Below are 14909 nucleotides of genomic sequence, written 5' to 3' on the forward strand. Positions count from 1 at the left end.
ATAAGGTTTAGTATTTCCCCAACTCTCGAAGGCTGGTATGATTCTCCTGAATTCGTCGGAACATTTTTTCCATATCCGACTTGGTGAAATGCACCAAAACAGGACGTCCATGGGGACAGTTGTAAGGATTGTCACATTGAGAGAGCTGATAGAGGAGTTGTCTGGCTGAGTGGTCATCGATGCGATGGTTGGCCTTGATAGACCGCTTGCAGGACATCATGATTGCCAGCTCTGCTCGGTATTTCTTGATAGAAACTTCCTTGGTCAGGAGAAGCATATCACACATTTCATAGATACCAGACTCAATCTCTTCTTCTGCCATCCAAATAGGATGTTCACGCAGGATAAATTGATTTTCTCCGTACTCTGCTAGAAAGACTCCAACTTCCTCTAAAAGAGGCATTCTTTCCTTGAGACGAAGGGCATCATCCGCTGGAAATTCAAAGATATAGGGCACTAGGAGTTGTTGCTGGCTCTGATCAACATTACCAATGCTTTCACGGTATTCCTCGTACTTAACCCGCTCCTGAGCTGCATGCTGATCTATGATATAGAGTCCATCTCTCCCTTGGGCAAAGAGATAGGTCCCGTGCATCTGACCAAAAAATTCCAACTCTGGGAAGCTGGATGATTCTTCTCGCTCCAGCTTGTCATAGGCTTTATCGAGACTGGCTAAATCTAGTTCTGGATGGTCTAGTTGGTCATAGTTAGCTGGCTTTCTCTCTGCGAAATGGAGCTTTGTCTGCTTGGTCAGCTGATCCAAGGTTTCCTTGGCAAACAGGGTCAAATCTTGCCCTTCCTCAGTTAATTCAACCTGATGATCAGCAACCTCAGCTTGACTAGGTCTTGAGAGTTCTGTTTTTTCATAGTAAAGCGTATTTTCTTTGAGTGGAAGAATAGTCTGCTCTACCTTTTGACGATTACGCACAGTAGATTTGGCCAGATTTTCTAAAGCATCTGGAATCAAGGCTTGTTCCTTGAGACTTTTTGCAATAGCTTCTGAAACCAGCGCCATCAACTCTCTTTCCTTGGAAATTCGCACTTCTTGCTTGGTCGGATGCACATTGACATCCGCTAGATAAGGGTCAATATGGATATGAATAACAGTCAACGGAAAGCGTCCCACCATGAGCTTGCTGCCATAACCATCTAAAATTGCACGATTGAGCAGAAAGTTCTTGATATATCGCCCATTGATGAAGAGGCTGATATAGTTACGATTTGCTCGTGTCAATTCAGGCAAGGAAACAAAACCTGAAATTTCGAAATCTAAGTCAGAGTTCTCAATTTCAATCATCTTCTTGGCACTCGCCAAACCGTAAATCCCTGCGATGGCTTGGCGTAGTTGACCAGTCCCTGCTGTCCGCGTCATTTCCTTGCCATCACTAATCAAACTGAAGGAAATCTCAGGATGGCCCAAGCCCAGACGGTTGACAATATCAATGATATGAGACAGCTCCGCTTGCTGGCTCTTCATATACTTGAGGCGGGCAGGTGTGTTGAAAAAGAGGTCCTCTACACAAACCTTGGTTCCCACAGGACTAGTCGCTGGGATGATTTCCTCTACTTGACCTCCACGCGCGACGAGCTTGGTCCCATGACTCGCGCCATCCACCGCAGTCAACAGAGTCAAGACACTGACGGAAGCGATAGAGGGCAGGGCTTCACCTCGAAATCCGAGCGTCCGAATCCGAAAGAGGTCTGCTTGATTTTTTATCTTACTGGTTGCATGGCGACGCAGGGCCAATTCCACCTCATCGTGAGGGATACCATGACCATTATCTGTGATTTGAATTTTCTTAAGACCAGCTTGCTCAATCTCAATGATAATCTGACTAGAGCCCGCGTCAATGGCGTTTTCTACCAACTCTTTGACCACACTGGCAGGACGTTCAATAACCTCTCCTGCTGCGATCTGGTTTGCCAGCACCTCTGGCAATTCAATAATTTGAGACATCTTTCAGCCCCTTTCTGTATCTATTTTCCTAGAAATTGATTAGTGCTATTATACCATATTTCAGATACTATCAGAAAAAGCAAATACCACATAGACTCCAAATCTCTCCACATAGACAAAAGCTCTTGCCAGAGGTCGTAAAATAGTGTTTAATAAAGGTGTACAAGAAGTGATCACAACCTTGTATAACTGAAAAGGAGGGAAATTTATGAAAGTAGAATTACAGATTAAGGAGACTTATGAGGAGGAAAAACTGATTGTCCAAACTCCTCAGCCGACCGAAAAAGTCCAGAAAGTCATCGAGTTCGCAGAAAATCTTGACCAAAAAGAAACAATCAAAGGAAAGATTGAAGATCAAATCTATCTAGTTGAAATTGGCAAGATTCAGCGCTTCTATATCGAAAATCGCAAGGTTCTAGCAGAAACTGCATCTCAGATCTATACCATTGATTTGCGTCTCTATCAAGTGCTTGACATTCTGCCGACCACTTTTATCCAAATTTCCCAATCAGAAATCGTTAATATTGACGCTATCTCTCATCTCAAACTAACCCCCAACGGCCTGGTCGAAATCTTTCTAAAAAATGAAAGCTTCACCTACTCTTCACGCCGCTACCTAAAAACCATCAAGGAGAAATTAGAACTATGAAAAAACAAGTCTTTCACGATGCTGCTGCTGGTGTTCTCATCGGCCTCATCCTCTCTATCCTCTTTTCACTCATTTATGCACCAAATACCTATGCCCCACTGAGCCCCGATTCTCTCATCGGACAAGTGATGGTGCAACATCAGGTTCACGGTGCTCTGGTCTTGCTCTACTGTATGATCATCTGGTCAGCTATCGGCGTTCTCTTTAACTTTGGCAGTCGCTTATTCAGCCGTGACTGGAGCTTGCTCCGTGCCACACTTTCCCATTTCTTCCTCATGCTGGCTGGCTTTGTTCCACTAGCAACTCTGGCCGGTTGGTTCCCCTTCCACTGGACCTTCTATCTCCAACTCATTCCAGAGTTTGCGATTGTCTACCTTATCATCTGGGCTATCCTCTATAAAAGAGAAGCTAAAAAAGTGGACCATATCAATCAACTCTTGGCCCATAAAAAGTAATAGAGAAAAATCCCACTCACAAATGCATGAGTGGGATTCTTTTTATAATTTTTGTTTGAACTCAACTAAGACATTCATAGCCTGCATAGGTGTCATGTTGTACACATCCAGTTTAGCTAATTCTGCTAGGATAGGATGTTCTGCTGGCGCATCAAAGAGAGAAATCTGTTCCGTGACGGCGCTAGTTTGCCTCATCGGAGCTGGGCTTTCTTGTCCCTGACTCTCCAGTTGTGTCAAAATCTTATCCGCTCTTGCTAAAAGTTCTCCTGGTAAGCCAGCAATCTTAGCAACGTGGATACCATAGGATTTGTCAGCTGGTCCTGGTTCGATCTTGTGAAGGAAAGTGACCTGCCCATCCTGCTCCAAGGTTGCCACATGAACATTGACCAAGTGTTCCAAACTGGACTCCAGACTGGTCAACTCATGGTAGTGGGTCGCAAAGAGGGTCTTGGCTCCGATATGCTCATGGATGTATTCGATGATGGACTGGGCAAGAGCCATCCCATCATAAGTCGCAGTTCCTCGACCTAACTCATCAAAGAGAATCAAGGAATCCTTGGTCGCATGCGAAATGGCATTGTTAGCCTCCATCATCTCCACCATAAAGGTTGATTGACCTGAAACCAAGTCATCTGCCGCTCCGATACGGGTAAAGATAGCATCAAAAATCGGCAAATGGGCGCTCTCCGCAGGAACATAAGAGCCTAGCTGGGCCATAACCGCCGTCATGGCTAGCTGACGCATGTAGGTAGACTTCCCGCTCATATTCGGCCCTGTAATCAATTGAATGCTGGTATCTTCTGACATCTGGATACTGTTTGGAATATAGGTCTGCGCTCCCATAACCTTTTCGACGACAGCATGGCGCCCTTTCTGGATATCAATTTGTGAATCGTCTCCAAACTCAGGTCGGATCAAATGCTGGGTTTCAGCCACAACTGCGAGACTTTGCAAGACATCAACCGTCGCAATTCCTTGGGCTAAAGCCTGCAAACGCTGGATGTACTTGCTGACTTCCTCACGGATGCGCATAAAGATTTCGTATTCTAGGTTGGCTGACTTCTCACGCGCCTCCAGCATATCTCCCTCGATACGGGCTAACTCCTCTGTCCCAAAGCGTTCCGAGTTTTTCAGCGTTGCCTTGCGGAAAAAGTGGGCTGGCACATTTCCCAGTTGCGAATTGGTCACATGGAAATAGTAACCGTCCTTTTTATTGTAGTCGATCTTAAGCGTGCTGATGCTAGAGTTTTCTCTCTCCTTAGCCTCAATCTCAGCAATCCAGCCAGTCCCTTCTCTGAGGACACGACGGTATTTATCCAAGGTCTCATCAAATCCAGTCCGAATAATGCCACCTTCCGTAATCACGTGAGGGGCTTCGGGGGCAATCGCTGCGGTAATCAAACTCTCTAACTCTGGAATGGCATCTAATTGTGCGATGAGATAGGCCAGAGCAGGCTGCTCCATTCCCTCTAAAATCGCTCGAATCCGTGGCACACTAGATAAGGTAGTCGCCAGTTGCAAGAGATCCTTGGGATTGGTCTTGCCAAAAGAAACCCGACTAGCCAAGCGTTCGATATCATAAACACCCTTGAGACTGTCTGTCAAATCACTACGCTCAAAGAAGTGGTCAAGAAAGACCTGCACCACCTCTTGACGTTGGACGATTCGTTCCTTATCAATCAAGGGACGATGGATCCAAGAACGCAAGAGTCGCATGCCCATAGCCGTTTTGGTTTCATCCAAAAGCCAGAAAAGACTCCCCTGCTTCTTGCCTGAACGGGCATTCTCAACCAAGTCCAGACTAGCCTTGGTCGCATAATCCATCTGCAAGAAATCCTTGATTTCATAGCGGATAACTGGTTTGAGGTGGTTCAATTCCCGCATCTGGGTTCGATGAACATACTGGAGTAGCTTACTAGCTGCTGCTTGCTCCACAGCTGCTAAACGTGAATCCAGTAAATGAATATCCTCAAAGACTTCCTTCTCATGGGAAAGCACAAGATTCATCTGACGGCTGAGGATTTGCTCCTCTTCTTCAGACAAGTCATAACCCAGCACTACTTCTCGCGCCTTGAGGTTACGGATTTCCCCACAAACCAACGTGAAATCCAATAGCCCTGTCACATAGAAATCACCCGTCACCAAATCCATATAAGCCAGACCAAACTGATTGCTATCACGATCTAAGGCAACCAAAAAATTATTCTGACTATCGGGCTTACTGCTATCAACTACTGTACCAGGTGTGATGACCTGAACCACCTCTCGCTTGACAACCCCCACTGCTTGTTTGGGATCTTCCATCTGTTCTGCAATAGCAACTTTATAACCCTGTTCAATCAGAACATCGATATATTGTTGGGCAGAATGATAGGGGACACCTGCCATGGGTATCGGATTTTCTGCATTTTTATTCCGACTTGTTAAGGAAATTTCTAAAATCTGTGCTGCATTGATTGCATCTTCATAGAACAACTCGTAAAAATCACCCATCCGAAAAAGCAAAAAAGCATCTGGGTATTGTTTTTTGATATCCACATACTGTTGCATGCCGGGTGATAGCTTTTCTGTTGCCATTTTCCGTCTCTCCTTGCTAAAAATAAGTCTTGAGAGCAACTCCCAAGACCTTATTTATCTTTCATCAAATCTAGCAAACGATCTTCCATCAGCTTGGCAACGTGCTGGTCTCGACAAATAACCAATAAGGTATTAGCACCAGCAACCGTTCCTAAAATCCATTCATCCTTGTTTGCATCTACAATGTTTGCTAAGACTGCAGCTTCCCCAAGTTTAGTATGAAGTACCAAGGTGAACTCTGCTCTTGCAACTCCTTCTAAATGATGAGACAAAAACTCAACTAAATCAATCTTATCTGTCTCATTTGCTAGTACATAATACACCATATCATTTTTCTTAACCTTGGTCAAGCCGATTTCACGCAAATCACGTGATAAAGTCGTTTGTGTCACATAAACATTACGAGCTTCTAAACGATCTTGAATCTCTTTTTGTGTCCCAAGTTTTTCTTCGGTGATCATCTTTTTAATCAATTGATGCCGTTCTCTTTTTCTCATATCATCCTCTTAAGTGAATATTTATAACAAATTTTACATTTATTTTATAACTACATTATACCAAAAAAAATAGATAATTCAAAAAAATTCTTTTCTTTCTCAAAAAATGTAGTAAATTGTGTTAAAATAGTAAAAAAGCCCAAAAGGAGCCCTTATGAATACAAAAGAATTGATTGCTAGCGAGTTGGCTAGCGTCATTGATAGCCTGGATCAAGAGGCTATTTTAAATTTACTGGAAACACCTAAAAACTCAGAAATGGGAGACATCGCCTTCCCTGCCTTTTCTCTAGCAAAGGTCGAGCGTAAAGCTCCGCAAATGATCGCAGCAGATATTGCTGAAAAAATCAATAGTCAAGCCTTTGAAAAGGTTGTCGCTACTGGACCTTACGTCAACTTTTTCCTTGATAAAAGTGCTATTTCGGCTCAGGTATTACAGGATGTTATCACTGAAAAAGATCACTATGCTGACCAAACCATTGGCAAGCAAGAAAATGTCGTTATCGATATGTCTAGTCCCAATATCGCAAAACCATTCTCTATTGGGCACTTGCGTTCAACAGTTATCGGAGATAGCTTATCACATATTTTCCAAAAAATCGGTTATCAAACGGTCAAGGTCAACCACCTAGGAGACTGGGGCAAACAGTTTGGAATGTTGATCGTTGCCTACAAGAAATGGGGAAATGAGGAAGCCGTTAAAGCACATCCAATCGATGAACTTCTTAAACTCTACGTTCGCATCAATGCTGAAGCTGAAAAAGACCCTAGCTTGGATGAAGAAGCACGCGAATGGTTCCGCAAACTGGAAAATGGAGATGAGGAAGCCCTCGCTCTCTGGCAATGGTTCCGTGATGAAAGTTTAGTGGAATTCAACCGCCTTTACAATGAATTGCAAGTCAAATTTGACAGCTACAACGGAGAAGCCTTCTACAACGATAAGATGGATGCTGTTGTAGATATTCTCGCTGAAAAAGGACTTCTTGTTGAGTCAGAGGGAGCCCAAGTTGTCAATCTTGAGAAATATGGAATTGAACATCCAGCTCTTATCAAGAAATCTGATGGTGCAACTCTCTATATCACACGAGACTTGGCTGCAGCCCTTTACCGTAAAAACGAATACCAATTTGCAAAATCCATCTATGTTGTTGGTCAAGAGCAATCTGCCCACTTCAAACAACTCAAGGCAGTACTACAAGAGATGGGCTACGATTGGAGCCAAGACATTGTCCATGTTCCGTTTGGATTGGTAACAAAAGAAGGGAAAAAACTCTCTACTCGTAAAGGAAATGTCATCTTGCTAGAACCGACTATCGCTGAGGCTGTTAGTCGTGCCAAAGCCCAAATCGAGGCGAAAAATCCTGAGTTAGAAAATAAAGACCAGGTTGCCCACGCTGTTGGAGTTGGGGCTATCAAGTTCTATGATCTTAAGACCGACCGTACAAATGGATATGACTTCGACCTTGAAGCTATGGTATCCTTTGAAGGGGAAACTGGACCTTACGTTCAATACGCCTACGCTCGTATCCAATCTATCTTGCGCAAAGCCGATTTCAAACCAGATACATCTGGCAACTACAGCCTGAATGATGCTGAAAGCTGGGAAATCATTAAACTACTCCAAGACTTTCCACGTATTATCAATCGTGCAGCAGATAACTTTGAACCTTCTATCATTGCGAAATTTGCGATTAGTTTGGCTCAAGCTTTTAACAAGTACTATGCACATACACGTATCCTAGATGAAAGTCCTGAGCGCGACAGTCGTCTGGCCCTCAGCTACGCAACCGCAGTCGTCCTCAAAGAAGCTCTTCGTTTGCTCGGAGTAGAAGCGCCGGAGAAGATGTAAATCGCCAAAGTTACTTGATTGCGGAGCAATCGAAGTAACTAACGCCAAATCCTATTCGGACTTTGGCTAGGCGCTTCACTAGTAAAGAAACATAAATATTGTCGATTTATGTTTCTTTACGTCGTAACCAGTACGAGTTGCCCAAACGCTTCACTAATTCACCTAACCAAATAATATCGATTTAGTTTGGTTTAGGTTCTAATCTTTTAAATTACTTGAAAGCAATCTGAACGATTGAGGCAAAATAACATTTATATTTTGTTCGGCCTTGCAGCTGTTCAATGAAATAATTTATTCACTTTTACTATTTCTTTATCACACTGGGAGATTCCTTATGAGCCAATATGCTTATATCCTCGTTGTACTTAGCTTGGTTTTCCTTTTTCTGCTCAATAAGTACGAGAAGGAAAGACTGCAAAGACTCTACCAAGAGCAACTCTTGAAGGACGAGACATTTAGGTCTGATATCAAAGAGAAAATTCACACGACTGAAAATATCAATGATGTCATTGCACATATCAATAAAACTTACCATCTGGGAATGTTGCTCTCAAAAGACGTTACAGATCAATTGAAATAATCAAAATCCGAGAAGCTTTCTTCTCGGATTTTTTAGGATTACCATATTTCCCTTGGAGAAATTTCATTAACGCATGTAAAGTTTTCTGTAATTTTCTGTATCTTTTCAAAATGGCCTTGCATTTCTTTTAAGTTTTTTGTAGAATAGTAGCTATCTATTCAGATTATTCTGAAAATTCAAAAATAGGAGCGTTTATTATGTCACAAGTTACGTTATCAAACCAGTCAACCTGGGCAAGCAAACTAAAGGCAATGGGGCCAGGAATCCTAATGGCTTCTGCTGCCGTTGGAGGTTCTCACATTGTATCCTCTACTCAAGCTGGTGGTTCTTATGGGTGGTCACTACTCCTCTTGGTTATCTTGGCCAATGTTTTTAAATATCCATTTTTCCGTTTTGGAGCCGAATATACTGCCGACACTGGTAAAACCTTGGTCGAAGGTTATGCCGAAAAAGGAAAACTCTATCTCTGGATTTTCTTTGTCCTCAACGTCTTCTCTGCCATGGTTAATACAGCTGGAGTCGCTATCCTTTGCTCAGCCATCATCGCTAGCGCTTTTCCAATGATTGGTCTTAGCATCACTCAGTGGTCCCTTATCCTTGTTGCAGTCATTTGGGCCATGCTACTCTTTGGTGGCTACAAACTATTAGATGGTATGGCAAAATGGATCATGTCTGCTTTGACCATTGCAACTGTTCTTGCAGTTATCATTGCAGCAATTAAACATCCAGAATACAGCTCTGATTTTGTCGAGAAGACACCTTGGCAAATGGCAGCCCTCCCTTTTATCGTTTCCCTCCTAGGATGGATGCCTGCCCCTATTGAAATTTCAGCCATCAACTCACTCTGGTCTGCTGAAAAGAAAAAGACTGTCAACTTTAATACAGAGGACGCTCTTTTCGACTTTAACGTTGGTTACATTGGAACTGCTATCCTGGCTGTATTCTTTGTAGCACTCGGAGCACTCATTCAGTATCCTACAGGACAAGCAGTTGAAGCCGCTTCAGCCAAATACATCTCTCAATTCGTGGGTATGTATGCCTCTGTTCTTGGAGAATGGTCCCGTTATTTGATCACCTTTATCGCCTTTCTTTGTATCTTTGGAACGGTCATCACCGTTATCGATGGCTACTCTCGTGTCAATCAGGAATCGCTGCGACTCTTGATTCGGCAAAAAGAGGATTCTCGCAAATCTTTGAACATCTGGATGACCATTACCGCTATCATCGGTATCGTCATCATCAAGTTCTTTGCTGGACAAGTTTCCACCATGCTTCGCTTTGCCATGATCGGTTCTTTCCTGACAACACCATTCTTCGCTCTTTTGAACTATGTATTGGTGACACGTGAGAATAAAAATCTTCCTTCTTGGCTAAAACTCCTCGCTATCGCAGGATTGATTTTCCTCTTTGGCTTTGCTATTTTCTTTATCTATGCACTTGCCATCGGAAAAGCAGGATAGTTTATAAAATGGCACCCTTACGGGGTGCTTTTTGCATACACGAAAAGCAGTTGAAAATCTCAACTGCCCCTCAGAACTACTTTATTTTTCTGTCTCTAACTCATACAAGTCTGCAATGATTGCTGCGACTTTTTTAATATCTCCCAGCATACCACGCATTTCAAAGTCTGCTAGGACCGGGAAGCCAAAGCGCTGGCTATACTGCTTGGCTGTCAGGCAGTATTGATTGTTAAAATTGCGGTTACCGGAACCCACTACCCCAAAACACTTACTAGCATTGGCTCCATAAGCAATAAAGTCGCCCACTGGAGTCGTTAGAATTTCAACATCGCCGTTATCAACGCCATTTCCACCTTCCAGATAGGTCGGCAAGAAAGCGACATAGGGATGCTCCATTTCAAAGAATTCTTGGCCTTCCTTGACCAAATCCTTGATATGGATTTTTTGAACCTCAATTCCCTCATACTGAGACAGGAGATAGTCCTTGAGTCGGGTTACAAAACTCTCTGTATTCCCACTCAGACTGATATACACTAAGGATATTTTTTTCATGTTGACCTCGATTTTTTGTTTACGATTTAAAAAGAACTACCAAGATTGTAACTTGATAGTTCTTTTTTGTCAATACTTAGGCAACTTCTTCTGCTTCGGTTTCTTCGGCCAAATCTTTTTGTTGGCGCCACATCTTGTAAAAGACTAAGGCTAAAAAGAGGACATTAATGATGATGAACAAAATATTCGTTCCTTGTGCCAATGCTCCCATTCCTAAGCCGAGAGTAGTATCTTTGATTAATTGAACCGCATCTTGAACGTTCATATAGCTATAAACCAAACCAACAATCGCTAGTAGAACATAGCCAATATAAGCATAGTTTGCGAATTGCACATTTTTACGTACTAGAAATACAAAGGCTACTACAACTAAAATTGCAGATAAGACAATCAACAACGTATTAAAAATAGAGTGCGATGACGCTGTTACTTGGTAAGTATAGTTAACCGTGTCTTCTATTTGCTGAGCAGTAAGGGACCCACTATTAGATAGGCTTGTACGAAGCACATCTTTACTTGGCAATGGACTCAAGATTCCAAATAATGACATAGATGAAATGAGGGCTGATAGGACTAACAAGACCCAAAGATAAATAGGATTCTTTTTCATGTTTTCCTCCATAAGATATTTTGAACATTATAGCATTTTTTGTACAGGAATACAACTTTTACAAGCTGGTTTCAACTTGTTTCCGATAAGCTTTCGGTGATTTTCCGCACAATTTACGGAAAACCTTGTAGAAATATCCAACATTACTGTAGCCAACTGCATAGCAAATATCTTCAATGCTATCACTGGTCGAAAGTAGGAGTTGCTGCGCTGCTTTTATTCGCTGTTTATTGAGCAATTCCGCAAAGGTTGAGTTGGTTTCCCTCTTGATCAGCTGACCGAGATAGACAGGATTGATAAAGAGATCCTTGCTAATATCCTTAAGTGAGAGCTCTTTCTGATAATCACGCCCAATCACTTCCAGAACACTCACCACATTTTCATTCATGCGGTACTGGCCAAAAAACTTGGTCAAGGTTTCTTTGATATAGGAAACCAATTCTTCAAAGGTGTTAATGGCATGGATAGCTTTGACAATCTCGGTCATATCATCTGCTTTTAGGTGTTCAAATAAATGAAAGACATCCATGACAAACTGAGTGAAGAGCTGCTTTGTGATGGCCACGCGCGGGGTATTCTTCAAAACAACCTTCTCTAGCAGGGTTAATTCTTCGATGATTTGATTGATATTCCCTTGGATAATCACCCGATAAATCGGCTCATAATAAGAAAACAAACTCTCGGATTTTTCTAGATTAACTGAACCGTAGAAGAGGGCTTTTTCAGCGTTGATCTTCCAATTCTCAAAGGACTGCTGGTAAGGTGCTTCAAATGGTGTCACAACGATGCCATCTAGTGGTTGATCAGATATGAAAATCTGCCAGTCTTGTCCCAAAACATAGTAAGGAATGGTAAAAGAGCCCTGCTTTTCCTTGGATAGACCAATCCACCAGCTGTCTTTACCTGACAGGTAGTTCGTAAATCCTGTCTCATCCAATTCTTGACTGAGGGTCTGACTTTGTTCCACCTTTTCCTGAAGCTGCTGCGCAATTTTTTCTAATAAATTGCCCAACTCCACCTTGTCTACTGGCTTGACCAGATAATCCACGACACTAAGGTTCATGGCTTTTTTAACGTACTCAAACTCCTGATAACCAGACAGCAAGATATAATAGGTATCTGGAAGTAGCTCTTTCATTTCCCTAATCATCTCAAGTCCGGTCTTATCTGGCATGTTGACATCGGAAATGACCACATCTACTGGATTTTTCTTAATATAGTCCAAAGCATCATCTGCGTGATTAGCTGTTGCGACGACTTGCATATCCCATTTTTCAAAGGGGATTAATCGCTTGAGCCCCTCTGTCACCATGTACTCATCGTCTACTAATAAAACTTTATACATTTCTACCCTTTCTATTCATCCTGGATAGTGATATGGTAACGAACACCTTCTTGTTCAGCTGACTCTACACTGATTTGGTAGCGATCCCCAAAGTAGAGAACAAAGCGTTCGTGTACATTTACTATTCCAATTGATTGCCGCTCCCCACTATAGCTTGCCTCGTGTTCAAAACTTCTCTGAGCTAATTTTTCTTGCAAGCTAGCTAGTTTCTCAGCGGGCATTCCCCGACCATTGTCTTCCACTAGGATTTCAACGAAGCCTTGGCCCTTCAAGGCTTTGATACTGATGACATTATCCGTTCTGCGATGGTCAACACCATGGGCAAAGTAGTTTTCTACTAATGGTTGGAGTGTAAATTTTGGAATCCTCATTTCTTCCAATTCTGATGCAATCTTGAAACCATAGGCAATGGATTTAGGATAACGCACCATACAGAGATAGCTATATTTTCGGCAAAATTCTAGTTCTTGTTGCAATGTCGTTTCACGCTCATCGGAGATATTGTTGCGTAACAAGCTACTAAATTCATAGATAATATCTGCCAGTTCATCCTGACTTTGCATGACGGCATACATCCGTAAAAACTCCAGAGTATTGTACATAAAGTGAGGATTAATTTGAGCTTGTAGAGCTCGCATATTTGCATCTTTTTGACTGAGCTCTAGCTGATAGATATCGTGGATATTTTTTTCCAGGCGATCCAACATATCATTGGTTGTTTCTGCAATGAGAAGCAACTCTTGGTCTTTTTCAGAGGTATCGATTCGAAGGCCTTCTTCCCCTTGAGCAATCACCTCGATCGAATCTACTAGATCTACGACCTGCTTTTGGTAATTTGAAAAAGTCTGTCTAAGGGTCACGTACAAAATGATGATAAAGAGGATACTTAGCCCAATAATAACAGCAGAACTCGTCAAAGTTCCTGTAAGAACAAAATTTTTAGGAACAGCAACTCGAACCTGATAACCGTGAGAGGTGACACCTACAAACCAGTTTTCTCGCTCGGCTGAGACCTTCTCCCCAATATGGAACATCTCAGTCTCAAAAGGCGAAGTTACTGTTACAGCCATTGGGATATGACCCCGAGTATTGTCAATAGCGCCATGTAAAACATCTGGGGATAGGGAGATATAAATCACTCCTAAATCCTTGTCAGACACAGGATCGGAAACAGGAATGGCAAAACTATTGGCTGTTGGCTTAAAATCCTCCGCAGGAATTTTCTCTCCACTGCGTTTTTCTCTAGTCGAAACATAGACTTCCTTGTAGTCCTGAAGAACAATAGCCACTCCAGTCACAAAATCATTCCGAACATAGAGATCATCAATATTTTCATACAGAGAAACAGAGATATAAGGCGAAGTTTTACGCTCTAATTGCCAATAGAAGTAGTCTGGTGTGCTGAGACTGAAATACTTGTAAATTCCTTCGATGCGGGCCTGATTTTCAACCAAAGACTGAGCAAGTTGAGTTGACTCTCTGTGATAGTATTCCACTTCACTCACTGTCCGAGTGGTCACACGTTCTGCAACCCGTTGGGCTTCTTTCTCACGTGAGTCCCAGTCAGCATACGATAGCATAATCGCAAAACTGGCAATGACCACGATCATAACCAAACTATAAATCCGTAAGAGAGAGTGAAGCCAGAACTGCTTCATTCTATTTTGTCGCCAATTTTTCATGGATACTTTCATAAATAGGTTCCAACATATCACTGATAAAGAAATGCCACACACCAATTCCTACAAAAAAGAGGAGAGCAGGCATATAGTAACCAACTCCTACAAGCAAGCCTGTTCCAATTAGAACCTTGGCGATTGCTGGCAAGCTCATGAAAATCCCAATAAGAGACAATTTCACGGTATTTCGATAGGATAAATCAAAGTACACCTGAAGTTTCAAGGACACAGTATAGGCTAGAAAGACAAGAGCAACTACAAGGACATTGAGAAAGGTCGCCAAGAGATGGAAAATCGTCTGGTGGGGCAATTGAACTAGAAGATACAAACCATAAACTAGGACAAGATCAACAAACACAAAACTATAGAAAGCCAGATTACTCTTGACAAAATTGCTCTTGTACAATTCCCAAGCTTCCTTCAAATGGTATGCTCGATAGGTATAACCATGCTCCCCATACAAACTCATAAGAGTTGCACTAGCTGGTGCCAAACCAAAGACTACTCCTCCTGCTAGTGTGAATAGCCAGAAATAAGCCGTCGCCATCATTCCCAAAAAGATACGATTAAAGACGAATTCTAGAAATTTTCCCATGCTACTCTCCTTAAACTAACGATGTAACTATTATATCATATTTCAAACGTTTTCAAAAATATAGAACTCCCATTTACAATCCTCAAAAAGCGTGATACAATTGGTTT

At 42.2% G+C, this 14909-nt stretch carries 13 protein-coding genes; 5 read left to right on the forward strand and 8 right to left on the reverse strand.

Annotated features, from left to right (window positions below):
* Positions 1-7: 7 nt before the first annotated feature.
* Positions 8-1957: a DNA mismatch repair protein MutL gene (locus V470_09120; protein ID AHZ48569.1), complete on the reverse strand. Its 1950-nt coding sequence runs from the start codon at positions 1955-1957 to the stop codon at positions 8-10.
* A gap of 208 nt (positions 1958-2165) precedes the next feature.
* Here V470_09120 and V470_09125 point away from each other — a divergent pair, with 208 nt between their 5' ends.
* Positions 2166-2606, forward strand: a complete 441-nt coding sequence (locus V470_09125; GenBank protein ID AHZ48570.1) for a DNA-binding protein — start codon at positions 2166-2168, stop codon at positions 2604-2606.
* Positions 2603-3061 (forward strand): membrane protein, encoded by a 459-nt coding sequence (locus V470_09130; GenBank protein ID AHZ48571.1) that lies wholly within the window; start codon positions 2603-2605, stop codon positions 3059-3061. The genes V470_09125 and V470_09130 overlap by 4 nt, the downstream gene beginning before the upstream one ends.
* Positions 3062-3103: 42 nt before the next feature.
* Here V470_09130 and V470_09135 read toward each other — a convergent pair whose 3' ends face one another.
* A complete protein-coding gene (locus tag V470_09135; protein AHZ48572.1) occupies positions 3104-5638 on the reverse strand; it encodes a DNA mismatch repair protein MutS in 2535 nt (844 codons plus the stop codon).
* A gap of 50 nt (positions 5639-5688) precedes the next feature.
* Positions 5689-6135 (reverse strand): arginine repressor, encoded by a 447-nt coding sequence (locus tag V470_09140; GenBank protein AHZ48573.1) that lies wholly within the window; start codon positions 6133-6135, stop codon positions 5689-5691.
* A 154-nt stretch (positions 6136-6289) separates the two neighbouring features.
* Here V470_09140 and V470_09145 point away from each other — a divergent pair, with 154 nt between their 5' ends.
* The 3 genes from V470_09145 (at position 6290) to V470_09155 (ending at position 10021) form a co-directional block, all read left to right on the forward strand.
* Positions 6290-7981: an arginine--tRNA ligase gene (locus V470_09145; GenBank protein AHZ48574.1), complete on the forward strand. Its 1692-nt coding sequence runs from the start codon at positions 6290-6292 to the stop codon at positions 7979-7981.
* A gap of 334 nt (positions 7982-8315) precedes the next feature.
* Positions 8316-8561, forward strand: a complete 246-nt coding sequence (locus V470_09150) for a MarR family transcriptional regulator (protein ID AHZ48575.1) — start codon at positions 8316-8318, stop codon at positions 8559-8561.
* A gap of 197 nt (positions 8562-8758) precedes the next feature.
* Positions 8759-10021 carry a membrane protein gene (locus V470_09155; GenBank protein AHZ48576.1) on the forward strand — a complete coding sequence of 421 codons (1263 nt, stop codon included), beginning with the start codon at positions 8759-8761 and terminating at the stop codon, positions 10019-10021.
* A gap of 81 nt (positions 10022-10102) precedes the next feature.
* On the opposite strand, the gene V470_09160 is transcribed toward V470_09155, so the two are convergent.
* From V470_09160 to V470_09180, 5 genes are all read right to left on the reverse strand, one after another.
* Positions 10103-10573: a flavoprotein gene (locus V470_09160; GenBank protein AHZ48577.1), complete on the reverse strand. Its 471-nt coding sequence runs from the start codon at positions 10571-10573 to the stop codon at positions 10103-10105.
* Positions 10574-10649: 76 nt separating this feature from the next.
* Complete coding sequence (locus V470_09165) at positions 10650-11183, reverse strand: ABC transporter permease (GenBank protein AHZ48578.1); 534 nt, start codon at positions 11181-11183, stop codon at positions 10650-10652.
* Positions 11184-11241: 58 nt separating this feature from the next.
* Positions 11242-12528, reverse strand: coding sequence for a transcriptional regulator (locus V470_09170; protein ID AHZ48579.1), 1287 nt, complete (start codon positions 12526-12528; stop codon positions 11242-11244).
* A gap of 11 nt (positions 12529-12539) precedes the next feature.
* Positions 12540-14210: a histidine kinase gene (locus V470_09175; protein ID AHZ48580.1), complete on the reverse strand. Its 1671-nt coding sequence runs from the start codon at positions 14208-14210 to the stop codon at positions 12540-12542.
* Entirely contained in the window at positions 14188-14802 is a 615-nt protein-coding gene (locus V470_09180; protein AHZ48581.1) for a membrane protein, read from the reverse strand. Before V470_09180 ends, V470_09175 begins: the two co-directional genes overlap by 23 nt.
* Positions 14803-14909 lie beyond the last annotated feature (107 nt).

It is taken from the genome of Streptococcus sp. VT 162 (assembly GCA_000688775.2).
Taxonomy (GTDB): Bacteria; Bacillota; Bacilli; order Lactobacillales; family Streptococcaceae; genus Streptococcus.